A 24,815-nucleotide genomic window follows, 5' to 3' on the forward strand; every position below is an offset into this window, starting at 1 on the left:
GGTGGCAATGAAATTAGTGCTGCTGCCAGGCCGGTTCGGAATTCGCTTTTTGCTTATCCATGGAGGTCGGGATGAATATCTTTGACAACTACACAGCTCGGTATGAACGAACACGTGAAGAAGAGTATTCCATGCAGGAATATCTTGATCTGTGTAAAAAGGACAGGCTGGTTTATGCCAGTGCGTCTGAACGCATGCTGGCTGCCATCGGTGAACCTGAGTTGGTGGACACGCGCCATGACTCGCGCCTGTCGCGCATTTTTTCCAACAAGGTCATCAAAATCTATCCAGCCTTCCGCGAGTTTTATGGCATGGAAGAAGTCATAGAGCAGGTCGTGGCGTATTTCCGCCATGCTGCTCAGGGCCTGGAAGAACGCAAGCAAATCCTGTATTTGCTGGGACCAGTCGGTGGCGGTAAATCTTCGATTGCCGAACGCCTGAAGTCTCTGATGGAGAAAATCCCCTTTTATTGCATCAAGGGTTCCCCCGTCAATGAATCGCCTCTGGGCCTGTTCAATGAAGAGGAAGACGGTATCTTGCTGGAAGAAGATTTCGGTATTCCACGTCGCTATCTGAGAAGCATCCCCAGTCCGTGGGCTGTCAAGCGCCTGCATGAATTCAATGGCGACATCAACCAGTTCCGCGTGGTACGCCGTTATCCCTCGGTTTTGAAACAGATTGCCGTATCAAAAACCGAACCTGGTGATGAAAATAATCAAGATATTTCTTCACTGGTAGGTAAGGTCGATATCCGCAAGCTGGAAGAATATGCGCAGGATGATCCGGATGCCTATAGCTATTCTGGCGGCCTTTGCCTGGCTAACCAGGGCTTGATGGAATTTGTCGAGATGTTCAAGGCACCTATCAAGGTTTTACACCCATTATTGACGGCTACTCAGGAAGGCAATTTCAAGGGGACCGAGGGATTTGGTGCCATACCTTTCGAAGGTATAGTACTGGCTCACTCGAATGAGTCGGAATGGAAGGCATTTAAAAACAATAAAAATAATGAGGCTTTTCTTGACCGTATTTATATCGTCAAGGTGCCGTATTGCCTGCGGGTGAACGATGAAATAAAAATCTACGAAAAACTGGTGCGCACGTCTTCGCTGGCAAGTGCACCATGCGCCCCCGGTACGCTGAAAATGATGGCTCAGTTTGCAGTGCTGTCGCGCCTGAAGGAGCCAGAAAATTCCAGTATCTTCAGCAAGATGCAGGTGTACGACGGCGAAAACCTGAAAGATACTGATCCCAAAGCCAAGTCGCGGCAGGAATATGCAGATTATGCTGGTGTCGATGAGGGGATGAATGGACTGTCTACCCGGTTTGCATTCAAAATTTTGTCCAAGGTATTCAACTTTGATAATACTGAAGTTGCCGCCAATCCAGTGCATTTGTTATATGTGCTGGAGCAGCAGATAGAGCGTGAGCAGTTTGCACCCGAAATCGAGCAAAAGTATGTGTCTTATATCAAGGAATACCTGGCACAGCGTTATGCAGAGTTCATAGGCAAGGAAATTCAGACCGCCTATCTGGAAAGTTATTCAGAATATGGCCAAAACATTTTTGATCGTTATGTAACCTTTGCCGATTTCTGGATACAGGATCAGGAATTCCGTGATCCCGATACCGGTGAAAGTTTTGATCGTGATGCACTCAATAATGAACTGGAAAAAATCGAGAAACCGGCAGGTATTTCTAACCCTAAAGACTTCCGCAACGAGATTGTCAATTTCGTGCTGAGGGCCAGGGCGCAGAACGCCGGTAAAAACCCGGCCTGGACCAGTTATGAAAAACTGCGGACGGTTATTGAGAAAAAAATGTTTTCGAATACCGAGGAATTATTACCTGTTATTTCCTTCAATGCCAAGGCCAGCGCCGATGACTCCAACAAGCATCAGGAATTTGTCGAACGCATGGTCGCCAAAGGCTATACCGCTAAACAGGTACGGTTGCTGTGTGAATGGTATTTGCGTGTAAGGAAATCTTCCTAAATGAAGAAGTACAGCAGGGAATTTTAGGGCAAACGGGAGAGCATTTTGGTTCATCTGATTGACCGGCGTGTCCAGGGTAAAAACAAATCCGCACCGAATCGCGAGCGCTTTTTGCGACGCTATAAGGGGCAGATCAAGGAAGCTGTTGCACGTGCAGTCAAAGGGCGGTCCATCACTGATATTGAGAGCGGTGAACGTATATCGATACCGGTCAAGGATGTCAGTGAGCCAAGCTTTGGCCATACCCATGGTGGTATCTGGGAAGGTGTGCAGCCAGGTAATGAACAATACCAGCGTGGCGACCAGGTTGCCCGGCCTAAAGGTGGGGGGGGCGGTTCAGGCAAAGGGCAGGGGGGCAATAGCGAAGACCCGGCTGAAGACGATTTCGTATTTCAGTTGTCACGCGAAGAATTTATGAACTATTTCTTCGAAGACCTGGAATTGCCGAATATGGTCAAGACGCAATTGACTTCCACAACCGATTTCAAAAGTCAGCGTGCCGGTTATAAGACATCAGGTACGGCGTCGAGCTTGCATGTTTTGCGTTCACTGCGCGGTGCCATGGGACGACGCATTGCGGTTGGTGGAAAATCGGCACGCAGGCTGAAAGTGGCCGAAGAGGAAATGACCAGGTTGTTGGAATCTGGTGCAGACAACAAAGATAGCAGGGTGATCGAATTAAAGCAGGAAATACATCACCTGCGCACGCGCTTGCTGGCAATACCTTTTCTCGATCCTTTTGACCTGCGCTACAGCAACCGGGTCAAGGTGCCCAAACCGGCCAGCCAATGCGTCATGTTTTGTTTGCTGGACGTATCCGGCTCCATGGATGAACAGAAAAAAGATACAGCAAAACGCTTCTTCATTTTGTTATATTTGTTCCTGACCCGTGCGTATGAAAAAATCGAGGTGGTGTTTATTCGCCATCACACGACAGCGATGGAAGTGGATGAAGATGCTTTCTTTCATTCACGCGAATCTGGCGGCACCATCGTATCATCCGCGCTGAACCTGTTAGCGCAGATCGTGCGCGAACGATACACGGCCAGTGACTGGAATGTGTATGTTGCACAGGCTTCGGATGGTGATAACTGGGACAATGATTCGGCAACCTGCGGGCAACTGCTGACCAATACCATTATGCCGTTGGTACAGTATTATGCCTATGTGGAAATTACCGATGGTCAGCCGCAGAACCTGTGGCTGGAATATGAGAAAGTAGCCCAGCATCATGCACACTTTGCCATACAAAAAATAGAAACACCGGCTGACATTTATCCGGTCTTTAGGGAATTGTTCAAGAAGCAGCCGAAATGAGGTCCAACATGGAAGCCAGCCATGCCAGTCCCAGAAAAAAACATCCACGCGCTTTACCCGAGCAATCGGAATGGACTTTTGAACTGATAGAACAGGCGCATGAAGAAATACGCCGGGTAGCAGAGCAGTTTGGGCTGGACACCTACCCCAATCAATTGGAAATCATCACTGCCGAACAGATGATGGATGCGTATGCATCCGTGGGGATGCCGGTGTCCTACAATCACTGGTCGTTTGGCAAGCATTTTCTGTCTACCGAAAAAAGCTACAAACGTGGACAGATGGGGCTGGCCTACGAAATCGTCATCAACTCCAATCCCTGTATTTCTTATCTGATGGAAGAAAACAGCCTGACCATGCAGGCATTGGTGATTGCCCATGCGGCGTATGGGCATAATTCCTTTTTTAAAGGCAATTACCTGTTCCGTACCTGGACAGATGCCGACGCGATTATTGACTACATGCTGTTTGCCAAGAATTATGTTGCTGACTGTGAGCAGCGCTACGGCATGGAAGCGGTAGAGTTGATTATTGATTCTTGCCACGCTTTGCAAAATTATGGTGTTGACCGCTACAAACGACCAGCCAAAATATCGCTTGTTGAAGAACGGGTACGTCAGGCAGAAAGAGAAAAATACATGCAGTCACAAGTCAATGACTTGTGGCGCACTGTCCCGCGACGCAATGAGGTACAGGAAAATCTGGTCGAGCAACGCGTACCATCAGAACCACAAGAAAACCTGCTGTATTTCATAGAAAAGTATTCTCCTTTGCTTGAACCCTGGCAGCGCGAAATTGTGCGCATTATCCGCAAGGTGTCGCAGTATTTTTATCCACAGCGCCAGACCCAGGTCATGAATGAGGGCTGGGCTACGTTCTGGCATTACACCATCCTCCAGCAACTGTATGAAGAAGGTGTGGTCGGCGATGGCTTCATGATGGAGTTTTTACAAAGCCATACCAATGTGGTCTACCAGCCACCGGTCAGCAGCCGCTATTTCAATGGCATTAACCCCTATGCCCTCGGCTTTGCCATGATGCGTGATATACGCCGTATATGCGAAACACCGACGGCGGAAGACCGCGAATGGTTTCCCGACTTTGCTGGCAGTGACTGGCAAAAGACCCTGCAGTTTGCCATGCGTAATTTCAAGGATGAAAGTTTTATTGCCCAGTATCTGTCACCCAAGTTGATGCGTGACTTCCACTTTTTTGCCATCCTGGATGATGACAGCAAAGACAAGCTGTTGATTTCTGCGATTCATGACGAACAAGGCTATCGTTACCTGCGTGAGCAGCTGGCGGGCCAATATAACCTGGGTAACCGCGAACCAAATATCCAGGTTTGGTCAGTCGATATGCAGGGGGATCGCGCGTTGACTTTGCGTCATACTCAATATTTGCGCCGCCCGCTGAATGCACAGACTGGTGAGATGCTAAAGCATGTCGCCAGGCTATGGGGGTTCGATGTTTATCTTGAGACCGTGGATCCGACCAATAAAGTATTGGCCAGGCAAGAGTGCAAATGGGAAAAACGCAACAGAGCCTGAGTTTTCTTCGCTGTTGTCATCAGCTTGTGAAATGCCCATAGCCGTGGGCAGGCCAATACGATAGAATAAAAAACGACCATCATAAGACGGAGACATGCACCATGTATTTGGACCACCCGAAAATTTCCGCCACCAATAGTGAAACTGAGCCTGATCGCATAGAACGCTTGAGTCGTGTTTACGGTTATGCGATAGGCCTGGCAGATATTGACGGTAACACTGAATGCATCACCAAATTAGCCAAGATTCATGACCACAAGGGTACCCTGATGGTAATCTGGTATGTCGCTCCCACCCAGATAGAAAAAAGTTATTTTGCCCGAGCCTGGAATAGTCGCATCGGTGATGAAACCGAATTAGTTGAGCATGCGCTGATGTTGCAGGAGACGGTTTAAATGTTGAAAGATGAGGCGGATCAGGTATCCGCCTTCGTCATGCATTTAGCAAAGTAAGGTTGAGGCAAGTGTGCTTCTGACCGCATTTGTGAATGCGGGCATGCCCGGCAAGTCTGCTTTAATGCAGTTTCAGGTCGCCGAGCAAATCAGAAATACCTGCCCAGCCAATTTCTATTCCTATACATAACAAGATAAAAGCGGACAGGCGCAGCAGCACTATCGCACCTACATCCCCCAGCAATTTCTCCATATTACGAGCGAAGCGATAGCACAGGTAAATTACCAGTGTCGTCAACAACACGCCCAGGGCAGAAGCAATGCTGGTGATGATCCAGTCCACCGGTTTGTGTGGCATCTGGGTACCCAGGGTCACCGAGGCTGCGATGGTGCCCGGCCCTACGGTCAGTGGAAAGCTAAAGGGGTAAAATCCGCGACTGCGCAGCTCTTCCCGGGTCCAGGTGCTGCCACCATGTGAGGCAGCGACGGAATTACGCAATTTGTCCTGACCCTGATCGTTCAACAACTTCCAGCCCGCCATGGCGACCACGATACCGCCCGCAACACGCACGATAGGCAGCGAGATACCAAAAAAATCCAGTACGTAAGAGCCGATAAAGACTGCACCCATCAGCAGGAAAAAACAGTTCAGGGCAATCCGTTTTGCCAGACGGTTGGCCAGTGGCGGTTCTATTGGCCCAGTCATGGATAGAAAAATCGGTGCAATCGCGATGGGGTTCAAAATAGGTAACAAGGTGACTGGTACTACGATCAATGCCTTGAAAAAAATGATCATCGTGATGCTCATGTGTACTCCTGAAAGATAGGGCTCCGATTATGCAACAGAAATGCCAGGTTGGCGACAGCCTGAACAGAGGGAAAAGAGGCAGATGTGTGAGCGTGGCGTACAAAGTGATATAAGTTGCAACATTGTTTCATTGAGAATATGTTTTAAAATGAATTTGGGTGATAAAAATTGATTTTCCGTTGAAGAAAGTGATAGAAAACATGTAATCCCTGATGAAAATAGTCGTTACTCCCGTTCTGAGTACGACGTTTCTGGGTGTTGACACAATGACCCTCTCCTACCTGACAAACTAGTTTATCTGCATGTATGAATTACGCAGATTCATCAAAGCCACGACCAGAAACACGTATTACTTAATGCTGGTACAGTTGTAAAGATCAGAAAGGGGTCAGCAAAAGATCAAGAATCACCAAACCAAAATCAAACGAAACAGATACAGGACTGCCATGCCACATCTCACCATAGAATACTCTGCCAATTTGCCAATACAGGCGAGGGAGTTATTGCTGGACATTAATACCGCCTTGGTGGCGACGAATCATTTCAAGGAAATCGATATCAAAAGTCGCGCCATCCGTTTTGATACTTACCTTATCGGTACTGCCGACGCAGAAAGGGCTTTTCTGCATGCCAAACTGGTGATATTGAATGGCCGCACAACCGAAGTGAAACGTGACTTGTCAGAGCGTGTCCTTGCCGTTGTCAAACAGGCCGGACCATGGCCTGCAGAGCTGGATGTGCAATTGTGCGTCGAGGTGCAGGAATTGGAACGCGAAACTTATGCCAAGGAACATTTTAGCAATTGAAGCATGGGCTGGCTAACAAGTTGCCTGCCCATGCCGGATCAAGCAAGGGGAGGCATGGGCCGACGTGAATTTTAAATCGATTTAAAAATCAAATTTCAATTCACCCACAACACTGCGTTGTGTATATGGATGGAAGGCCCAGTATTTTTTGTTGTTCAGATTGTCTATGCCTATTGATGCCGTCCATTGTCTGGCGAGCTGATAGCGTACTCGTATATCCGCCACTACAAAGCTGGAAAAGCCAAGGTAGGTGTAGGCATTGGTATCGCTATTATCGAGCGAACCATACTGTTTGCCGCTATAGCGTAAGCCCAGGCTGGTACTGAGTTTTTCATCGGGTCTGTAGCTTACCACCAGATTGGCCCGCCACGCGGGTACACGTGGCTGCTGTTTGCCCACACTGGCCGGGAATTTGTCATTCCTGGTGATGGTTGAATCGGCATAGGTCAGACTGGCGGCCAGATCCAGGCCACGGGTAAATACATCGCTGGCCTGATAAGCCAGTTCCAGCCCTGTGGTATGTATTTCATCCACGTTCTGGATGTTTGTGACATTTGGTGTGACCAGGGTGTTGACTTGTGAATACAGTGCATCCCGTGTTCTTTCATGAAATACAGTTGCGCGCAAAAAGCCCTTGCCTTCATCCAGCACACGCTCTGCAGTCCATTCAGTGGTCCAGGATTTTTCTGGTTTCAGCGTGGGGTCATTGTTTACGATGGCGGTGGTAGAAATCGTGCCCTGATATAGTTCCGACACGGTGGGCATGCGTACAGCACGACCAAGTGATGCTTTCAGCGTCCAGTCTTCACTGGCATTAAAGGCGAGTGCTGCCTTGGGTGAAAAATAGGTTTCACTCCGGTCGGCAAAGTTCAGGGTGGAGCTGGCATTGGAAATGGCCCCCTTGTCTGCCTGCCATTGCTCGAAACGGCCGCCAAGAATAGTTTTCCATTGCTGGCTGATACGCCAGGCATCTTGCGCATACAGGCTTTGTAATTGAGTGTTGCCCTGGAACGCAGAAAAGCGTTTCATTGCATTGCCACTGATCCAGTTATCGGTATCTGATACCAGAGTGCGCATTTGATAGGCTTCGCGTTGGTAGCCAAATTCTGCTGTGTGTTCTGTATTCGGACGCCAAATGCCCTTTAATGCCAGGGTATTCCAGCCAGTGCCGTTGCCATCTGTAATGCGGCCAGCGCCACCGCTATCCGCCAGGGGAATGGCAACTGTCGGAGCGCGGACTATGTCCTTGTTGTAGTCGTACAGGCTGGCGGCGATTTCCCAGTCAAATTCACCTTTGGTATTGCTTCTCAGATTCAGGCCATGGGTGATATGTTCGAGCTGGTTTTTGCTGTTCGACATATCTGTCGGTGCCAGCGTATATTTTTTCCCACCTATATTAATGTCACCGTTGTATACCGCATTACCTGCGGTATCACGCAGGTAAGTTTCGACGCCGCTGTCCATATTGTTGCGCCAGTAACCCAGCGTGTAGCTGGCCCGCAGCGTGGGGCTGAAATCATAGGCAAGCTTGATCTTGGCATGATCTTGGGTAGTATGGTATTGACCTGTGGCACCCAGTATCCACCAGTCCATGCCTTGCGGATTTTTGCCTGCGATGGCGCCGGTGACGACAGTCCCTGCACCGCTGCTGACGCCAGTGGATAGCAGTTTGTTGGCGAAGGCGATAGGGTGACCATCACTATCGAGTTGATTCAGGTTCAGCCACCAGGAAAACGCGCCTTGCTTATTGCCCAGGCTGGCACTTAATTGCTTGCCGCTATAGCTTTTGTCCGTGCCATATAACTGGAAGTTCTCGCTAAAGCCAACCAGTTTGGCATGGGCTTCAAACTCCTTGGGCATACGGGTCACGTAATCCACCACGGCACCGACAGAGTTGCCCGCATAGGCGGCAGAGAAAGGACCGTACAAAACATCAACACGTTCGATTTCTTCCGGCGCCACCAAACCCCAGCGCGGAGTAAAAGTGGCACCGTTACCCAGCAGGTTGGACAGCAGGATGCCATCGGCATAGACCAGGGAACGCGCGCTATTGCCCGTGCCTGATGCGCGAGTTGCCAGCACCGCATGATTGTAATCACCAATATAACGCTTGCGCACCAGCAGGCTTGGCAGGTATTTCAACGCGTCTTCAGCATCGATGGCATTGACGGTGCGTTCCATGGTCTTGGCATTGATGCCTTCGATGGTAGTAGGTATTTCTTTTGGCAGGGAAGAGGGGCGATCACCATTGATGATGACACGTTCCATTTGCTGTGGACTGTCATTGACATCATAACCATCGCTGTCAGCGGCAAAGGCTGGCAGCAGGGGAAAAACAGTCATCAACGCTGCACTAAGAGTGTGCAGACGCAGTTTGGTTATAGATTTGGACATGGGAATAGGCTAAAAATTGAACTGCGCAGGCAAGCGCAAAGCAGCCTGTAGCAGCGCAAAAGGCGTTGCTACAGCTGAGCTGAATCGATTTTCAGGCTATTGGTGGCCCGCGTGCGGGCAGGGGGGCAGCAACAATAGCAGCCAGACGGGCTGCAGGTATAGAGCGGGTGGCATAAGACAACGCATGTTGCGGTACAAAGGCATCAGTCTGCGGTAACACCGGGGGCAGGGCAGTTGCCAGGCATAAAGAGCAATCCAGCAAATGCGTCATGCTCTTGCCGGCATTCTTGCCGTCATCACCAGTTGCCCCAGTCTGGCTGATGAATTTATAGCCGGTGCTGGTACAAATCAGGTTCATGCTGTCAGATTTCACCAGTGACGATGCCATGGCGACACCCAGCGTCAGTACATATAACAATAGTACCGTGCGCACGATCTGGCGAAAGCAGGAGCGGGAAATTCTGTAGGCAGACATGGAGCCGGATTGTATCACCGTTCCAGCGTGCTACAAATCGACTTATACAACACGTTAAAAATAACTTATCCGAGATCAAGTACAGCAGATTTACCGCTATGATTGCGATTTTCGGGGGCTGGACTGGCATGGTCAATGCTATACCTTTTACCTGAACAGCTAACCTGCGGGTTGCTGACATGATAAAGACAGGATTGCGGGGCGGTTTGCCTTGGCAGGGGGCGACGTTGGCAACAGAAACCAACGGCTAAGCAATATGCCATTGCCATCAAATGACATCACCGCAGTTCAAATTGCGTACAAGAAGAAGGGATTATCTTGAGACAACAAACATTGGGGCAGCAACTGACCCGTACCAAGCCGATTGATCACAGTGAACAGGTGACTGATGATCAGGGGCACAGCCTGCATCGTTCATTGGGTTTATTCGCACTCACCATGATAGGTGTAGGTTCCACCATAGGAACAGGGATCTTTTTTACCATGGTGGAAGCCGTACCCAAGGCTGGACCATCCGTTATTTTGTCGTTTGTGATTGCCGCGATTACTGCCGGTTTGACGGCATTATGTTATTCCGAACTTTCATCCAGAATCCCAGCTTCTGGTTCGTCTTATTCCTATGCCTACGCCACCGTGGGTGAATTTGGTGCATTTGTGGTGGCTGCCTGTCTTTTGCTTGAATATGGACTGGCTGCCAGTGCAACAGCAATAGGCTGGTCAGCCTATCTGAATAATTTCCTGACGAATGCCCTGGGGTGGCAAATACCCGAGATGCTGCGGTCACCCATGATCGTGTCTGGTGCTAACGGGGTTGAATTTCATTTCAGCCAGTTTAATCTGCCTCCCATGGTACTGGTAGCGATATGCTGCTTTCTGCTGTTGCGTGGCGCCAAAGAATCTGCCACGGTAAATGCCATCATGGTATTGATCAAGCTGGTGATCCTGACCTTCTTCGTCATCATTGCTTTTTCTGGTTTCAATGCGGAGCATTTCACACCTTTTTTTAATACTGATAATAGCAAGGGCTTGGCCGGAATGGCCGGGGTAACAGCCGCCGCTGGCACGGTATTTTTCTCTTTCATTGGTCTTGATACAGTGGCAACTGCGGGTGCCGAGGTCAAAGACCCTAAACGTAATGTGCCGTTGGGCATCATGGCGGCGTTGATCGTGGTCACAGTGTTTTATTTATTGGTGGCGGTGGCAGCAGTGGGGGCGCAGCCAGCGAAAATGTTTGACGGGCAAGAGGCTGGCCTGGCCGTTATCTTGCAAAATGTGACAGGCAAAGCCTGGCCTGCACTGGTATTGTCAGCTGGTGCTGTGATTTCCGTGTTCAGCGTGACACTCGTTACCATCTATGGTCAAAGCCGCATTTTGTTTGCGATTAGCAAGGATGGCCTGATTCCGCCATCTTTCCAGCGCGTGCATGCGCGTACCCGTACCCCTGTCAGCAATACAATCATCGTTTGCCTGCTGGTGGGTATTGTTGCTGGCCTGGTGGATTCCACATTCTTATGGGATATGGTCAGCATGGGTACGCTGGTGGCTTTCATGGTGGTGTCGGTGGCTGTACCTGTCATTCGTCGTCAAGGTTTGGGTGAAGCTGTCAGTGGTTTCCGCGTACCTTTTGGACCTTACCTGATACCTGGTTTGAGCATTGCGGCTTGCCTGTATATCTTGAAAGATTTGCCGCCGACAACCTATCATGTGTTTTTCATCTGGATGTCAGTGGCAATTGCGATTTATTTCTTTTATGGAAAAAATCATTCGCACTTGAATAAAAACCAATAAGCCAGATATCGATGAGGTGTATGTCATTTTCACCACTTTACGGAAAGAAAAGAATATGAAACTTTCACACCTCAATCATGCCCTGGTTGCAAGCACGTTAACCCTTTTGACAATGACGGCCCATGCTGAATCGGTTGGCAGTGTCGACACTGCCTTCAAGCTGATTGGCCCCGACCACAAGGTCGTGGTTGAAGCTTATGATGACCCCAGGGTAAATGGCGTGACCTGTTATGTGTCACGCGCCAAGACAGGTGGCATCAGCGGTGGCCTGGGGCTGGCAGAAGACAAAGCAGAAGCTTCGATTGCCTGTCGCCAGGTCGGGCCTATCAGTTTTCCTGGTCCTATGAAGCAACAGGAAGAAGTGTTTAATCAAAGCCTGTCAATTTTGTTTAAAAAATTGCGCATCGTGCGTATGGTGGATCAAAAACGCAACGCGCTGGTATACCTGACTTATTCAGACAAGTTGATAGATGGTTCACCCAAAAATAGTGTGACTGCTGTGGCTGTAGACCGTAGTACCCCTATTCCAGTGAAATAAAAATTTGTGAGAAACGGAAGTTGGCAAGAATTTGCTACCCGGCAATGAATTGCGTTTACAATGAAGATTGTATGCGCAATCCTTTTTGACGTATCTATATGATAAGCTCCGCCGCCCAGGCAGCTCCCAAGCTGACCACTGAACAATCTGTCGATGCGCTGATCAAGACGATACGCATCCCGCCTCGCCCCAGCCTGCTGGCAGACGTGCAACTGGAACTGGCTGCGGAAGACCCCGATCCACGCAAGTTGACGGCTATCATCGCCAATGATGTTGCGATGTCGGCATCTTTGCTGAAGCTTGCCAATTCATCATTCTTCGGCTTGCGCCTGAAAGCCAAGTCGGTTGAGCATGCAGTGAGTTTGTTGGGTATTACCCAGTGCGGTAATTTGATGACGGGCATTATTGCCAGACAAAGTATTCAGATAGAAAAAGTTTCACTGGTCAAGTTTTGGGATTTTTCTACCAAGCGTGCACAGGCAATGACGCAACTGGCGCGTCGCATGCGTGTCTGTCCTGGTGACCTGGCACATACTTTCGGCTTGTTTTGCGACATCGGTATTCCATTATTGTTGGAACGTTTTCCGGATTATGCCAATACCCTGGAACTTGCCTACGAAGAAATGAACGACAGTTTTACTGCAGTCGAAGAGCAGCGTCATGCCACTTCCCATGCCGCCATCGGTTCCCTCATGGCACGTACCTGGGGTTTGCCCGAAAATGTATCGATGGCCATCTTGTTGCATCATGATTATGATGTACTGAATGATCCTGGGACGGAAGAGTCAGTGAAGAGTCTGATTGCGCTGGCTTTGCTGGCCGAATATGGCATACAGAAATACCAGGGACAGGAATTTTCTTGCGAATGGGAAAAAGGCGGAGAAGCAGCCTGCGAGTTCCTGGGTTTATCGGCAGATGATGTTGAAGACTGCTTCGAGGAATTGCACGAATTATTCAATCATAGTCACTAACCAACATTGCTTGATGCCTTGATATTACTTGATGCCTGGCTTAATACTTGGCATCACCCGGCAACCACAAATCCCTGATTTTTTGTTGCATCCATCAAGGCCGGTTCCCCAGCATGCGGGACGGCAAAAGGAAGATTGCGCGCAATAATTCAAACACACCATCAACGGCAATACCCAGTATCCGGAACGGCAACAGCAGTAACCATACTACCGGATAAATCACCAGCGCCAGCAGTGCCAGTGGCCAGCACAATACAAATAAAGCCAGCCAGATCAAGAATGTCAGCATGGTTTGCTTTCCTTAAGCGATCAACACATGCAAGAGATTACTCAGCATGACCAGGGCAATCGTCGCGATGACTACAGCGTCCATGTTTGCGGTGATGTTCATGATATTTCCTTTCAATTCGGGTGGGAGTGATTGCACTGTAGTTGTTTGCTGAATGGGCTGCCATGGCAACGCGACGAAACGCAGTTTTACTGGATCAGATTGCATGTGTAGCGGACGAAATGAGGCGGGCTTTGTGCCCCTTGCGCAATTGGTTTTTCGCCTTCAATTTCCTTATGCCGCTTTTTACAAATCGGCACTGCATATCCAGTTGTGCTTAAAAAATGTGCTTGACATGCCTGCCCGATAACTGCAAACTCCAAATTATTAGTCAACTGAATAATAATGAAGCTGAAACGGCATGGCACGTCCCTCTCAACAACTTGATGAAGTCTTGCTGCAAAGCGGACGGGCATTGTTCGCCCAACATGGCTGCAGTGGTTTGTCCCTGCGCTTGCTGGCAGAACATGCAGGTGTCAATGTTGGCATGTTTCATTACCACTTTCGCAGCAAAGACAATTACCTGACCCAGTTGCTGCAGACCATGTATGAAGAAATGTTTGTGCAATTGCAGGCTGAAGTTGATCATGCCGGTTCACCAAAGCAACGCCTGCGTCAGGCCTTGTGCCTGCTGGGCCGTTTGTTGAGGGAGCATGGTCGCTGGATAGGGCGGGTCTGGACCGATGCCAGCATGGGGGAAGGCGTTGCCAGGCAGTTTTTGGAAAAAAACGGATCGCGCCACGTGCAACTGATCGTCGGCCTGCTTATGGAAGCCATGCAGGCAGGCGAGGTTGCCATGCTGCCTCCCATGCAAGCCCTGACTTTTCTCATGGGTAGTGTTGCCGCCCCCATGCTGGTAGCGCCGCGCGCACTGGAACTGGGTTTTGTACCGGCCATGTTGCAGCTACCGTTACAGCAAGTGTTAAGTGATGAAGGCATAGCCGATCGTGTCAACCGCGCCCTGTATGCCCTGGCCGCAAGCAAAGAGGATTTGAACCATGACTGATCAATTCTGTCGCGCAAGAAATATTCTCTTGCTGACTAGCCTGCCGCTATTGCTGATCGCTTGTAAGGAAAAAAATGCGCCTGGCTGGTCCGGTTACGCAGAAGGGGATTATGTCTATATCTCTGCCCCACTGGGTGGACGCCTGGAGCAGATCAAGGTGCAGGCCGGTCAGCAAGTGAGCAAGGATGCCCTCTTGTTTTCATTGGATGCGGAAGCCGAAAATGCCGCGCGTGATGAAGCACAGGCGCGCTTGTTGAGCGCAAAGGCACAGGCCAGCAATACTGAAAAAGGCAAGCGCAGGGAAGAGATCGCCGTCAGTCAGGCACAGCTTGTCAGCGCACAGGCACAGGCCGCACTGGCAAGGCAGGAACTGGCACGCCAGCAGCAATTATTGGCGCAAGGATTTGTATCCAAATCGCGTATTGACGATGCGCAGACCAATGTCAAATTGAGCGAGGCAAGGGTGGCAGAACTGAGCGCGGCCCTGAATGTGGCGCATTTGCCTGCACGTGTAGATGAACGTGCCGCAGCGCAGGCCAGTGCTGATGCAGCAAAGGATGTCGTTCGCCAGACCGCGTGGCGCTCTGACCAAAAAAACCAGGTATCGCCTGCGAATGCGCTGGTGGCTGAAGTGTTTTATCGCCAGGGCGAATATATACAGGCTGGTCAGCCCGTACTGTCCTTATTACCGCCAGAAAATCGCAAGGCAAGGTTTTTTGTGCCAGAGGGTGAGCTTGGCAGTGTCAGTGTCGGTCGGGCAGTCATGTTGAATTGTGATGGTTGTGGTGCGGCTATTCCTGCCCATATCTCGCGCATAGCCAGCAGCGCCGAATACACACCGCCGGTGATTTATTCCAATGTGCAGAGAGCCAAACTGGTTTTCATGGTGGAAGCCAAACCTGATCAGCCAGCACGGTTATTGCTGCACCCTGGCCAACCGCTGGATGTCAGCTTAGTCAATAGTGGCAACACCGGGAAATTACAGTGAATTCCGCCAGTGATCAGAGCCAGTTGGCAATCGACGTTCATGGCCTGAGCAAATCCTATGGTGGACGTGCCGTTGTCGACAAGGTGGAATTGCAGGTTGCCAAAGGCCGCATCTGCGGTTTCCTGGGGCCGAATGGCAGCGGCAAGACCACCACTATACGCATGCTGTGCGGCCTGCTGATACCCGATGCCGGCACCGGTACTTGCCTGGGTTTGGACATCATCAAACAAGCCGAACAGATCAAGCGGCAGGTTGGCTACATGACGCAAAAATTTGGATTGTATGATGATTTGTCGATACGCCAGAATCTGGATTTTGTCGCCCGTTTATTTGAATTGCCAGGCAGAAAAAATGCGGTTGATCAGTCGCTGGAAAGGCTGGGCCTGACGGCACGCCAGCATCAACTGGCTGGCTCATTATCCGGCGGCTGGAAACAAAGGCTGGCATTGGCTGCCTGTCTCATTCACGAACCGCGCCTGTTGCTGCTGGATGAACCAACTGCTGGAGTGGACCCCAAGGCACGCCGCGATTTCTGGGATCAGATTCATCTGTTGGCCGATCAGGGTATTACCGTACTGGTCTCCACACACTACATGGATGAAGCAGAACGCTGTCATGAACTGGTGTACATCGCCTACGGAAAAATCCTGGCGCGTGGTACGGAGCAGGACATCATCCGTGGCTCCAAACTCAAAGTCTGGACTGTGCAGGGTGAGCAATTGGGTAGCCTGCTGGCACCGTTGAAATCAGCCCCAGGGGTATTGAGTGTCGCCGCGTTTGGTAATGCCGTGCATGTGGCCGGGCTGGATGAAGCGCTGGTATTAAAGGCGCTGGACGGTATCAGCAGCAAGGCTGTCATCCAGATATCAGCATCCGAAGCAAATCTCGAAGATGTTTTCATCAGCCTGATTGCCAGCGCACCCGATAATTTCTCGAAAGACGAACTACGGCAGAAGGTGGGCGCATGAAGCGTTTTTCCTGGGCGCGCATGTTTGCCATTTTCATCAAGGAATTTCAGCAAATGATGCGCGACCGCCTGACCTTTGGCATGGCGGTTGGCATTCCCATCTTGCAGCTTATTCTGTTTGGTTATGCCATCAACACCGATCCCAAGGGTTTGCCAACAGCAGTCGTCAGTACAGACAACAGCCCCATGGCACGCAGCTTCGTTGTCGCCATGCAAAATACAGGTTATTTCCGCGTCGATTCAGTCGGGCAAAATGAAAAAGAGGCGGAAGCCCTGCTGGAAGCAGGTAAGGTGCAATTTCTGCTGGTTATTCCGCCACAATTTACCCTGCAACTGGTGCGTGGCGAAAAGCCCGCCTTGCTGATATCGGTGGATGCGACCGATCCTTCGGCATCCGGCAATGCCATTGCTGCCCTGAACGTGATTGCCACCCAAGCCCTGCAACATGATCTGACTGGCCCCCTGCGTTATTTGCAGACAGGTTTGCCGGCTTATGAAGTAAGAGTGCACCGTCGCTATAATCCCGAAGGGCTGTCGCGTTACAACATCGTGCCAGGTTTGATCGGTACCATACTGACCATGACCATGGTGATGCTGACTTCACTTGCCATGACACGTGAACGCGAACGCGGCACTATGGAAAATTTGCTTGCAACGCCGGTGCGTCCGGCGGAAGTTATGGTAGGGAAAATTCTGCCCTATGTACTGATGGGCTATATTCAGCTTGGTGTCATCATCACCGCAGCATTTCTGTTGTTTGAAGTTCCCATGGTAGGTAGTTTCAGTCTGTTGATGGCGATGATAGGTGTGTTCATTCTCGCCAACCTAGCGGTTGGTTTCACCTTTTCCACCATTGCCAAGAACCAGTTGCAGGCGATGCAGATGACTTTCTTTTTCTTCCTGCCATCAATACTCTTGTCTGGCTTCATGTTCCCTTTCCGCGCCATGCCAGAATGGGCGCAGGTGTTGGGTGAGGTATTACCATTGACCCATTTCCTGCGTATTGTCCGTGGGATTTTGTTAAAGGGAAATGATGCAGGGCAGCTCTTGTCCGAGCTCTGGCCCATGCTGACATTTTTGTTATTGGCCGGGGTGCTGGCCCTGAAAAGATACAGGCAGACTTTGGATTGAAATTGGTTGGAGATTAGCTTGATGCGTCAGAACACATCATTTCAATGAGATGCGCTCTGACATGTCGCTTGTCCGGGCTTACTGTCTATCTTTTATAGTTGAACTTGCTTTCGCATAGTTCCAGCGAGACGGTGGATGGCCATGCATTGCCCACAATATCATCGGCTATTTTTTTGCGTAAGCTCAGGAAAGTTTTTTTGTCACCTGCATGGCAGGCAAACATTGCAAAATTATTTAAATTCCATTTGCTCTTGGGGTAACGGATCATCAAGTCTTCAAACCCAGCCCGCATTTTAGGCCATTTTGCCGGCGATACTGCAAACAGATTATTTTTGTAAACTACGCTTTTCCCTACCGACCAGTAAATCCTGGCGTATAAGGATCGCCCTTCTGAGTCTTTGGTATTGTTGACCGACCAGGTAACCATTTCGTCAACCGTTTCCCATTTCCCTCCCCATAAAGGTTGGAGATAATGACTCATTTGAAAATACAAAGGCAGATAGCTTTTATACTTTATTGCACCTTCGTAGAAAATCTTGCCTCTGTCCTCTTCTGATCGTCCCAAAGCACCTTTAACTTCCAGCATCAATTCATACCAGTTAGGTAACGTGTCGCCGATAGTTTTATTGTCCGTCAATATTTTTTCGGCTTTTTCCATGCGTTCATGGAAAAGATGCCAGCCCTCTGGTGTAACCGTGGAGCTGTATCCATGTCCGCGGGCATGCCATGCATAGGTAGCCCAGTAGCTCGCTTCAACAACTACTCCAAGCGCGGAGTTGGGATATTTGAGTTTTAATCCCTCTACTCTTTGCAGGCTTTTGTCCCAGTTTTTCTCATCGTCAAACGATTTGGATAGAGCTTTTAACAAAACAGACAGCCTGGGACGACCATCATCAAATGTGCAAGTGGGGGAGTCCCAATCCAGAACATGAATCATGACCGATCCTGGCCCCATATCTGGGGAATCGAATAGCGATGCCAGGGAAGTTGCCCAATACTCAAAGTTTTCGACACCATCTTGATCATTACCAAACCTGCATTTTCCCTTTTGGGCAGGAGAAAATGGATTCAGGATGCTATTCTGCTCCGCATGAATGAAAGCAGGTGTCGCAAGCGTGGCAGTTAGAAAAATGCCGGCAAATTGAATGTGTAATGATTTCATTATTTTTTCGAAAGTGTTTTTGCAAGAAAATTGACGGAAATCACATTTTTCCATTAAATCGATATTTGCAAATGTCTGGCGTGTAATTTGTGGGCCAACTTTCTCGCTCAAGCTTGTCTTGAATTTGTACCCATAATTTGTTGAAGGTGTCTTTATCATTTGCACGACAGGCATATACTGCCATTTCGTTCATTAATATCGTACTCTGAGTTTTTTTCAACATATCTTCATAACCCTGCTTAATCCTGGGCCAGCTTGCCAGACTATCACGAAAAATTTCAAAATCAATTTCTTGGTATAAAGCGATCCTTTGATAGATGGACGCGTATACAGCGTCGTCACTTTCCCCATGTATGGTCTTGACGGCAGTTTCTACTACCTTGTCTACTTTCGTCCAGTCAGCGACTCCATATCTGGGGGTATAACTTAACGCCATTTTCTCGTACAGGTTTGGGAAGTGTGGATGACGTTTAATCGCTTCCTGAAATAATTTTTCGGTGAACGCCAGACTTTTACCATTTTCCTGGGCTATCGATAAATACACTTCATACCAGGAAGGATCGCGGGACGCATAGGTTTTTGCGCTGGACAGGGCAAGCTCTGCTGTATCCATTCTTTGCTTGAAAAGCTTTATGGCAAGTGGATCAACATTAAGATTTGCTTCGCTACCGCGTATGTGCCATGCTGCTGCCCGCCAGTAGATAGCCTCTGCAATTGAAGGGCCAGTTGATTTGGGATTCAATTTTTTCCATTGTTGAACGCGCTTAAGGGCATCATGGTCATTTTTTCCGTTGAATTGCATGTGCATCACGTAGGAAAACCTCGATAACTCCCAATTACCAGAAGCGTCAGTTAATTCTGAGCTAATCAATTTATCCAACAATTGGTCAATTGCCGCGAAATCACCTTCAACAAAGTTTGATTCGAATAAATTCACATATTTATATGTCGATTCGGTTTCATCTATCGGCAGACTCGTTGCTTCCCAAACATAAGGCATGTCAAAATCACGACTTGCAACTACTACGCCATTTCTTTGTGAAACCAGCTTGAGTCGCAACATATCGGTTTTTTGTACTTCATTGTCTGGTGGCCTTCGGAATGATGCAGTGGCTTTTATATTTTTTCCTTGATTGACGAAACCTCGTTCAAGCTCAAATGCTCGAATTGTTCCATCACGCGATTTGGCGAACGCATCTAAAAGAACAAAACCTTTTGATCCATCATAATTGATGTCAACTTCTACAGTGACGGACTGGGCATCACTTTTTTTGATGGTGTAAGAGTTGATACTGATATTGTCTTGTCGCGCTGCTGCGGAAGAGAGGAATGAAATAAAAACGACGAGCAGGCTAAGGCGAATCAAATTTATAAGCATAGGTGATTAATGTGGACTGGTGATGCAAATGCTCATCCCACGTAAAGCAAGGATTAACAGACACAATACTAATAGCAGATGCCAGTTTAAATCACATTCTCAGTCATGGAACGGTTTAACGATGTATATGTGACAGTATTTTTTGCCACAACTTTAGCGCTTGAATATCTGCGTATCCAGATTCTTGCCCGTCGTTGCATTCGATAACGATCCATTTCCCGTCTTGAGTTTTGGCAAAGTCAATGACCAGAAAGGGAACGGACAGTTTTGAGACGGCGATTTCAGCAACGGCCAAGCCAATTTCGACGTCAGGGCAGGTGTAATTGGGAACCTGATACCAGTAGCGCCCCCAGCCGACACAAACACCGTGCCACCAGAATGAACGGTATTCAATCGAAGCCGGGACTTTGCCGGGGATGGTGCCACTTGTTTTCGCCAGCGGAATAAATTCGCGTATGACAGGTTTTTGCCAATGTAATATGGCGTCGCTTTGATAGAGTGGAATGACTCTCTCATAGTGAGCACGGTTTTGTACGATTGCGAGGTCTGGATTATGTTTGCTGGTCTGACGAGAACCTTTGAGGAAAATCGGCCAGTCGAAATTGGCTTCAATTTCTTTCGATGTGGGTAAAGTATCGAATACTAATGTTCGTGGGGTAAAATCATGTATCAAGGGATACCATGTCTCTAGGTCACTGGCGATTCTATGCTCGTCTGGTGAATTGACCAGACGTAATCCCATACGCAGTTTGTCGTTATATTCCTGATCATAATCTGTGATGGCACCTGTGCGCATGATGCAAGGATAATTTCCTTCGATCAAATATGGATGCCTGCACGAAAAATGCAAATCAAAGTCGAAGTCATATACAGAAACACCAACGTGTTCGCTCAATATGAAAAGCTTGTCTTCAATGAGGCTAATGTTCATGGTTATTGACGAAGGTTGCTCATAAATAGGTCAAACTACCTAAAACACCAATGCCAAGGCTCATACTGAAACCCGCTGCTATTACCCGGAGGGTAAGACAGATGAAAGCCAAAGCGGTTGGCGTTTGATTGTAGCCAGGCGAAGGCCAGGGTGGTGTCGAAAGAAATTTCCAGTTCAGGGTCTTCCGGTGTGGCGATGTCGATGGCGCGGCCAGTATGGTGTTCGCTGTAACCAGGCGGTGCGCATACCAGCAGGATGTCTTGCAATGTCATGCCGGTAGCAAGCTTGTCGTTGATGATGTCGGTTTGTCTGGCGACACTGCGAAAAGCCGATATCATCAACAGGACTATACCATCCTGTAAGGCGGCGATTTTCATGGCTTGCCATGCCTGGTTGGTGGCAGGGGTTAAGAAATATTCCCTGCCATCTTCGCCGGTTTCTGCCAGTACCAATTCCTTTGCTTCTTTGTGTTCTGTCAGGCCACGTTGCTGTATCAGTTGCAGCGGGATGGCGAACGTGGCCGTCATCTTCATTTTGTTTTCAGGTTGGCGATCAGGGTGTCAATCATGGCAGCGGTTTCTGCATCTGGTGTTCCATCAAATTTTGCTGGACGATACTTGGTCTGGAAGGCCACCAGCACGCCGCGTGTTGCTGCATCCAGTACACCAGTCTGTGGTACGCCATATCCATATTGCGCAAGCTTTTGCTGGAACCATTTTATGTCTGGCAGTTGCAATTCGAAGGCTGTCATGCGTTGGGCGACTTCTTCTGGCTGCGGCCAGGGGATCAAACCTGCATCGGCCAACTGCTTCCAGGGGAACATAGGGCCAGGGTCAGGTTTTCGTTGGGGGGCAATGTCAGAATGGCCGAGTATGTATTCAGGACGTATCTGATAACGGGCAGAAATATCTTTCACCAGGGTGATGACACGGTCTATCTGCGCTTGCGGGAAAGGGAAGTAGACGCGGCCTTCTGGGGTATCCTTGAAACCCTGATTGACGATTTCTATACCTATGGAACTGGCATTCAGGCGGCTATAGCCTTTCCATTCGCTGAGCCCGGCGTGGTAGGACATGCGGTTTTCCGGCACCAGTTGCCAGACCTTGATGGGGTCTTCATCACCAACCAGATAATGGGCACTGACCCCTTGTTCGCTCAACACCCGCAGGGAAGTGGGCTGGTCAATGGCGGTGTAATGCAGAATGATGAACTGCACGCGCTCTTCCTGGCTTTTGGCAAGAATGCTCTTGTCTATACCATTTTCAATATAGGGTTCGGCTGTTTTGATGACGGGTTTAGCCGTTGTTGTGCTTGTGGTGTTTACAGTTGTGCTGGCACAGCCACTGATGAAGATGCTGATTGCGGCCATCAAGCCATATATCCTGGATTTTTTCATGGTTTGTTTTTGAGTTGTCGGGCAGCCAGTCTGGCTGCGGAAAAATGGGCCTGGCAGGTACTTTGCCGCAGACTGATTTCTGGCGGCAGATGAGTGCGCAGGGATTCAACGATGGCAGGGTGCAGTTCCTGCACTCTGCCACTGAGTGCAATCGGTTTATTGCCAAAGCGGGTGCACATTGCCGCGCCCAGTCTGGCTAGTTCTTTGCCAGCATTTTGTAATATGCCCATGGCTACCGGGTCGCTATTGGCAGCGGCAGCAACGGCCAGTGCCAGTTTGCCGATATCGCCACGGCTGCGGTGATAAATGAAATCCCGCGAGACATTCCAGTCATTGCCACCTATCAGCTTGAACAGGCGTTTCGCCATTTCAGACTCTTTCCAGTGATCGGGATGTTCGTCTTCGGCACGCCATAATTTGCGCATGGCTTCACGGGCAATCCAGAATCCTCCGCCTGCGTCATCCAGCAGATAGCCACGTCCACCGGCGCGATGAAATTCACCTTGCGCGTCAATATAGGCTGCAATGGAACCCGTGCCAGCATAGATCAGGTAGCCGGTGCCAGGTTTGAAAATGTCCAGGTAAGCTATTTCTATGTCGTTACTGACTGAGATAAAACTTTTTTCCAGGTCAAAACTATCCGCCAACATTTCGGGCAAGGTATGGGCGTCACCACCAAAGCCAGTAATGCCAGCCCTTATGCTGCTGACCTGACCATGGCTACCGGAGGTAGCTGCCAACCCTGCAAATATCTGGCGCAGCGCTTCTATGCCTTCGGCAGTATCGGTTTGCAGGGCGGTAAGACCAGCTGCGGTGCCACTGGCCAGTATTTGTTCATCTTGTGTTGCCAATGCCCAGCGTGTTTGCGTGCCGCCAGCATCAATGCCCAGGGCAATTTGCCTGGTCTGGCCTGGCGCTTGTTCCTGTTGGTCAGATGCCATGTCAGCTAGCATAAATGGAAAATTCCTGGGAAATTGGTGGGCCATCGTTGAACTGAATCGCAATCAGGTACTTTGTTCGTTTATCATAGGGCGCTTCGGGCGGTGGTTGCGAATGAAAAGATGCACCCGGCTTATAACTTTTTGCTATGAACCGGTCGCAAAATTTCAATCGTATTTCTCACACTTTACTGTAAAGATGTACGTACGACCCACCTTGTAACTTAGCTCATAATCAATTCTCAAAAAAAAGATCACAATGACTAGCGAGATAGCAAACAGCAAGCAATCTGTAGCGGCACCCGAATTGTGGCGCTGGATACCGTCATTGTATTTCAGTCAGGGAATTCCGTACGTAGTGGTCATGACACTTTCAGTCATTATGTACAAAAAGCTGGACATTTCCAATTCGGATATTGCTTTATATACAAGTTGGCTGTATCTGCCTTTCGTGATCAAGCCCTTATGGTCCCCCTTTGTGGATATGTACAAAACCAAGCGCTTTTGGATCGTTACTCTGGAACTCCTGATCGGGGCTTTGTTTGGGGTAGTGGCACTGACCATACCCATGCCGGGCTTTTTCCAGGCTACATTGCTGGTATTCTGGTTGCTGGCATTCAGTGCTGCCACGCATGACATCAGCTCTGACGGTTTTTACATGCTGGCGCTGGAACAGCATCAGCAGGCGGCGTTTGTAGGTGTGCGCAGCATGTTTTTCAGGATATCCATGCTGACAGGGCAGGGTGCTCTGGTTTATCTGGCGGGCACTTTGCGTGATCTGACTGGGAATGCAAGGCTAGGCTGGATCGTCGTCTTTTGTGTACTGTCAGTAATGTTTATCGGTTTGTCTATCTATCATAAATATGCCTTGCCACGTCCTGACAGTGACTGTGCGCACGGAGATCCGAATCAGGTTGTTGCTACCTTTCTGACGATTTTTGGCAAATTCATCAAAAAGAAAAATGTGCTGATTACGATTGCCTTTCTCTTGCTGTATCGTTTCGGAGAGGCGCAATTGGTGAAAATTGCACCGCTGTTTTTACTCGATCCAACCGGCAAGGGCGGGCTGGGCCTGACCACGCAAGAGGTAGGGCTTATCTATGGTTCGGTAGGGATGGCGGCACTTACTGTGGGTGGGCTGGCTGGCGGTGCGCTGATCGCCCGCTTTGGCCTGAAGCGTTGCCTGTGGCCCATGGCAATGGCGATCAATGTGCCCCATCTTGTGTATGTCTACCTGGCATTTGTGCAGCCTCAGAGCGAAATCCTGATCGGTATCGCGGTCGCTTTTGAACAAATGGGCTATGGCTTTGGTTTTACTGCCTATGTCTTGTATATGATCATGATTGCTGATGGCGAACACAAGACGGCGCACTATGCAATCTGTACTGGTTTCATGGCCATGAGCATGATGTTGCCAGGTATGTTCAGCGGCTGGTTGCAGGAGCAACTGGGTTATTCCCACTTTTTTGTCTGGATTTGTATCGCCGCTTTACCGACATTTATTGTGACCGCTCTTATCAAAGTAGACCCGGCTTTTGGCAAGAAAGCCGAATGAAA

General features: G+C 49.3%; 23 protein-coding genes. 13 read left to right on the forward strand and 10 right to left on the reverse strand.

Annotated elements, in window-relative coordinates:
• The first annotated feature begins 71 nt into the window (after window positions 1–71).
• The 4 genes from AC1RVX_RS22135 to AC1RVX_RS22150 all read left to right on the forward strand — a co-directional run bounded on the left by AC1RVX_RS22135 (window position 72) and on the right by AC1RVX_RS22150 (window position 5,256).
• Window positions 72–1,994: a PrkA family serine protein kinase gene (locus AC1RVX_RS22135; protein WP_493218743.1), complete on the forward strand. Its 1,923-nt coding sequence runs from the start codon at window positions 72–74 to the stop codon at window positions 1,992–1,994.
• A 42-nt stretch (window positions 1,995–2,036) separates the two neighbouring features.
• Window positions 2,037–3,311: a YeaH/YhbH family protein gene (locus AC1RVX_RS22140; RefSeq protein ID WP_493218887.1), complete on the forward strand. Its 1,275-nt coding sequence runs from the start codon at window positions 2,037–2,039 to the stop codon at window positions 3,309–3,311.
• Window positions 3,308–4,861 (forward strand): SpoVR family protein, encoded by a 1,554-nt coding sequence (locus AC1RVX_RS22145; RefSeq protein ID WP_493218744.1) that lies wholly within the window; start codon window positions 3,308–3,310, stop codon window positions 4,859–4,861. Before AC1RVX_RS22140 ends, AC1RVX_RS22145 begins: the two co-directional genes overlap by 4 nt.
• Before the next feature lie 101 nt (window positions 4,862–4,962).
• Window positions 4,963–5,256: a hypothetical protein gene (locus tag AC1RVX_RS22150; protein ID WP_493218745.1), complete on the forward strand. Its 294-nt coding sequence runs from the start codon at window positions 4,963–4,965 to the stop codon at window positions 5,254–5,256.
• 118 nt (window positions 5,257–5,374) lie between these two features.
• Here AC1RVX_RS22150 and AC1RVX_RS22155 read toward each other — a convergent pair whose 3' ends face one another.
• Window positions 5,375–6,061: a MarC family protein gene (locus AC1RVX_RS22155; protein ID WP_493218746.1), complete on the reverse strand. Its 687-nt coding sequence runs from the start codon at window positions 6,059–6,061 to the stop codon at window positions 5,375–5,377.
• A gap of 446 nt (window positions 6,062–6,507) precedes the next feature.
• Between AC1RVX_RS22155 and AC1RVX_RS22160 the strand changes: the two genes are divergently transcribed.
• Window positions 6,508–6,867 carry a 5-carboxymethyl-2-hydroxymuconate Delta-isomerase gene (locus tag AC1RVX_RS22160; protein ID WP_493218747.1) on the forward strand — a complete coding sequence of 120 codons (360 nt, stop codon included), beginning with the start codon at window positions 6,508–6,510 and terminating at the stop codon, window positions 6,865–6,867.
• Window positions 6,868–6,948: 81 nt separating this feature from the next.
• Here AC1RVX_RS22160 and AC1RVX_RS22165 read toward each other — a convergent pair whose 3' ends face one another.
• On the reverse strand, window positions 6,949–9,261 hold the full coding sequence (locus AC1RVX_RS22165) for a TonB-dependent receptor (protein WP_493218748.1): 2,313 nt from the start codon (window positions 9,259–9,261) through the stop codon (window positions 6,949–6,951).
• Window positions 9,262–9,352: 91 nt separating this feature from the next.
• Window positions 9,353–9,736 carry a DUF2946 family protein gene (locus AC1RVX_RS22170; RefSeq protein WP_493218749.1) on the reverse strand — a complete coding sequence of 128 codons (384 nt, stop codon included), beginning with the start codon at window positions 9,734–9,736 and terminating at the stop codon, window positions 9,353–9,355.
• A 318-nt stretch (window positions 9,737–10,054) separates the two neighbouring features.
• Between AC1RVX_RS22170 and AC1RVX_RS22175 the strand changes: the two genes are divergently transcribed.
• The 3 genes from AC1RVX_RS22175 to AC1RVX_RS22185 all read left to right on the forward strand — a co-directional run bounded on the left by AC1RVX_RS22175 (window position 10,055) and on the right by AC1RVX_RS22185 (window position 13,033).
• Window positions 10,055–11,524, forward strand: coding sequence for an APC family permease (locus AC1RVX_RS22175; RefSeq protein WP_493218750.1), 1,470 nt, complete (start codon window positions 10,055–10,057; stop codon window positions 11,522–11,524).
• Between the two features lie 112 nt (window positions 11,525–11,636).
• Window positions 11,637–12,062: a CreA family protein gene (locus AC1RVX_RS22180; RefSeq protein ID WP_493218888.1), complete on the forward strand. Its 426-nt coding sequence runs from the start codon at window positions 11,637–11,639 to the stop codon at window positions 12,060–12,062.
• Between the two features lie 98 nt (window positions 12,063–12,160).
• Window positions 12,161–13,033, forward strand: a complete 873-nt coding sequence (locus tag AC1RVX_RS22185) for an HDOD domain-containing protein (RefSeq protein WP_493218751.1) — start codon at window positions 12,161–12,163, stop codon at window positions 13,031–13,033.
• Window positions 13,034–13,127: 94 nt separating this feature from the next.
• On the opposite strand, the gene AC1RVX_RS22190 is transcribed toward AC1RVX_RS22185, so the two are convergent.
• Complete coding sequence (locus AC1RVX_RS22190) at window positions 13,128–13,322, reverse strand: hypothetical protein (protein WP_493218752.1); 195 nt, start codon at window positions 13,320–13,322, stop codon at window positions 13,128–13,130.
• A gap of 400 nt (window positions 13,323–13,722) precedes the next feature.
• Between AC1RVX_RS22190 and AC1RVX_RS22195 the strand changes: the two genes are divergently transcribed.
• From AC1RVX_RS22195 to AC1RVX_RS22210, 4 genes are read left to right on the forward strand one after another with little or no spacing between them, the layout of a single operon-like run.
• A complete protein-coding gene (locus AC1RVX_RS22195) occupies window positions 13,723–14,367 on the forward strand; it encodes a TetR/AcrR family transcriptional regulator (protein ID WP_493218753.1) in 645 nt (214 codons plus the stop codon).
• Entirely contained in the window at window positions 14,360–15,355 is a 996-nt protein-coding gene (locus AC1RVX_RS22200) for an HlyD family secretion protein (protein WP_493218754.1), read from the forward strand. The genes AC1RVX_RS22195 and AC1RVX_RS22200 overlap by 8 nt, the downstream gene beginning before the upstream one ends.
• Entirely contained in the window at window positions 15,352–16,323 is a 972-nt protein-coding gene (locus AC1RVX_RS22205) for an ABC transporter ATP-binding protein (protein ID WP_493218755.1), read from the forward strand. Before AC1RVX_RS22200 ends, AC1RVX_RS22205 begins: the two co-directional genes overlap by 4 nt.
• Entirely contained in the window at window positions 16,320–17,453 is a 1,134-nt protein-coding gene (locus AC1RVX_RS22210) for an ABC transporter permease (protein ID WP_493218756.1), read from the forward strand. Before AC1RVX_RS22205 ends, AC1RVX_RS22210 begins: the two co-directional genes overlap by 4 nt.
• An 85-nt stretch (window positions 17,454–17,538) precedes the next feature.
• Here AC1RVX_RS22210 and AC1RVX_RS22215 read toward each other — a convergent pair whose 3' ends face one another.
• The 6 genes from AC1RVX_RS22215 to AC1RVX_RS22240 all read right to left on the reverse strand — a co-directional run bounded on the left by AC1RVX_RS22215 (window position 17,539) and on the right by AC1RVX_RS22240 (window position 23,273).
• Window positions 17,539–18,726, reverse strand: a complete 1,188-nt coding sequence (locus AC1RVX_RS22215) for a hypothetical protein (protein ID WP_493218891.1) — start codon at window positions 18,724–18,726, stop codon at window positions 17,539–17,541.
• Complete coding sequence (locus tag AC1RVX_RS22220; protein ID WP_493218757.1) at window positions 18,656–19,993, reverse strand: DUF4034 domain-containing protein; 1,338 nt, start codon at window positions 19,991–19,993, stop codon at window positions 18,656–18,658. Before AC1RVX_RS22220 ends, AC1RVX_RS22215 begins: the two co-directional genes overlap by 71 nt.
• Before the next feature lie 115 nt (window positions 19,994–20,108).
• On the reverse strand, window positions 20,109–20,924 hold the full coding sequence (locus AC1RVX_RS22225; protein WP_493218758.1) for an ATP-grasp domain-containing protein: 816 nt from the start codon (window positions 20,922–20,924) through the stop codon (window positions 20,109–20,111).
• A 35-nt stretch (window positions 20,925–20,959) separates the two neighbouring features.
• Entirely contained in the window at window positions 20,960–21,457 is a 498-nt protein-coding gene (locus AC1RVX_RS22230) for a M15 family metallopeptidase (protein ID WP_493218759.1), read from the reverse strand.
• Window positions 21,454–22,293, reverse strand: a complete 840-nt coding sequence (locus AC1RVX_RS22235) for an N-acetylmuramoyl-L-alanine amidase (RefSeq protein ID WP_493218760.1) — start codon at window positions 22,291–22,293, stop codon at window positions 21,454–21,456. Before AC1RVX_RS22235 ends, AC1RVX_RS22230 begins: the two co-directional genes overlap by 4 nt.
• 23 nt (window positions 22,294–22,316) lie before the next feature.
• The gene (locus tag AC1RVX_RS22240) at window positions 22,317–23,273 is read right to left on the reverse strand and encodes an N-acetylglucosamine kinase (protein ID WP_493218761.1); all 957 of its coding nucleotides are present in this window, start codon (window positions 23,271–23,273) and stop codon (window positions 22,317–22,319) included.
• Between the two features lie 244 nt (window positions 23,274–23,517).
• Here AC1RVX_RS22240 and AC1RVX_RS22245 point away from each other — a divergent pair, with 244 nt between their 5' ends.
• The gene (locus tag AC1RVX_RS22245) at window positions 23,518–24,813 is read left to right on the forward strand and encodes an MFS transporter (RefSeq protein WP_493218762.1); all 1,296 of its coding nucleotides are present in this window, start codon (window positions 23,518–23,520) and stop codon (window positions 24,811–24,813) included.
• The last annotated feature ends 2 nt before the right edge of the window (window positions 24,814–24,815 follow it).

The organism is Undibacterium sp. GW821-FHT11B02 (assembly GCF_058808955.1).

Excerpts from the sequence above, each read along its gene's own strand:
- AC1RVX_RS22135 (WP_493218743.1), top strand. The coding sequence starts at position 72 with ATGAATATCTTTGACAACTACACAGCTCGGTATGAACGAACACGTGAA.
- AC1RVX_RS22145 (WP_493218744.1), top strand. The coding sequence starts at position 3,308 with ATGAGGTCCAACATGGAAGCCAGCCATGCCAGTCCCAGAAAAAAACAT.
- AC1RVX_RS22150 (WP_493218745.1), top strand. The coding sequence starts at position 4,963 with ATGTATTTGGACCACCCGAAAATTTCCGCCACCAATAGTGAAACTGAG.
- AC1RVX_RS22155 (WP_493218746.1), bottom strand. The coding sequence starts at position 6,061 with ATGAGCATCACGATGATCATTTTTTTCAAGGCATTGATCGTAGTACCA.
- AC1RVX_RS22160 (WP_493218747.1), top strand. The coding sequence starts at position 6,508 with ATGCCACATCTCACCATAGAATACTCTGCCAATTTGCCAATACAGGCG.
- AC1RVX_RS22165 (WP_493218748.1), bottom strand. The coding sequence starts at position 9,261 with ATGTCCAAATCTATAACCAAACTGCGTCTGCACACTCTTAGTGCAGCG.
- AC1RVX_RS22170 (WP_493218749.1), bottom strand. The coding sequence starts at position 9,736 with ATGTCTGCCTACAGAATTTCCCGCTCCTGCTTTCGCCAGATCGTGCGC.
- AC1RVX_RS22180 (WP_493218888.1), top strand. The coding sequence starts at position 11,637 with ATGACGGCCCATGCTGAATCGGTTGGCAGTGTCGACACTGCCTTCAAG.
- AC1RVX_RS22185 (WP_493218751.1), top strand. The coding sequence starts at position 12,161 with ATGATAAGCTCCGCCGCCCAGGCAGCTCCCAAGCTGACCACTGAACAA.
- AC1RVX_RS22190 (WP_493218752.1), bottom strand. The coding sequence starts at position 13,322 with ATGCTGACATTCTTGATCTGGCTGGCTTTATTTGTATTGTGCTGGCCA.
- AC1RVX_RS22195 (WP_493218753.1), top strand. The coding sequence starts at position 13,723 with ATGGCACGTCCCTCTCAACAACTTGATGAAGTCTTGCTGCAAAGCGGA.
- AC1RVX_RS22200 (WP_493218754.1), top strand. The coding sequence starts at position 14,360 with ATGACTGATCAATTCTGTCGCGCAAGAAATATTCTCTTGCTGACTAGC.
- AC1RVX_RS22210 (WP_493218756.1), top strand. The coding sequence starts at position 16,320 with ATGAAGCGTTTTTCCTGGGCGCGCATGTTTGCCATTTTCATCAAGGAA.
- AC1RVX_RS22220 (WP_493218757.1), bottom strand. The coding sequence starts at position 19,993 with ATGCTTATAAATTTGATTCGCCTTAGCCTGCTCGTCGTTTTTATTTCA.
- AC1RVX_RS22225 (WP_493218758.1), bottom strand. The coding sequence starts at position 20,924 with ATGAACATTAGCCTCATTGAAGACAAGCTTTTCATATTGAGCGAACAC.
- AC1RVX_RS22230 (WP_493218759.1), bottom strand. The coding sequence starts at position 21,457 with ATGAAGATGACGGCCACGTTCGCCATCCCGCTGCAACTGATACAGCAA.
- AC1RVX_RS22235 (WP_493218760.1), bottom strand. The coding sequence starts at position 22,293 with ATGGCCGCAATCAGCATCTTCATCAGTGGCTGTGCCAGCACAACTGTA.
- AC1RVX_RS22240 (WP_493218761.1), bottom strand. The coding sequence starts at position 23,273 with ATGCTAGCTGACATGGCATCTGACCAACAGGAACAAGCGCCAGGCCAG.
- AC1RVX_RS22245 (WP_493218762.1), top strand. The coding sequence starts at position 23,518 with ATGACTAGCGAGATAGCAAACAGCAAGCAATCTGTAGCGGCACCCGAA.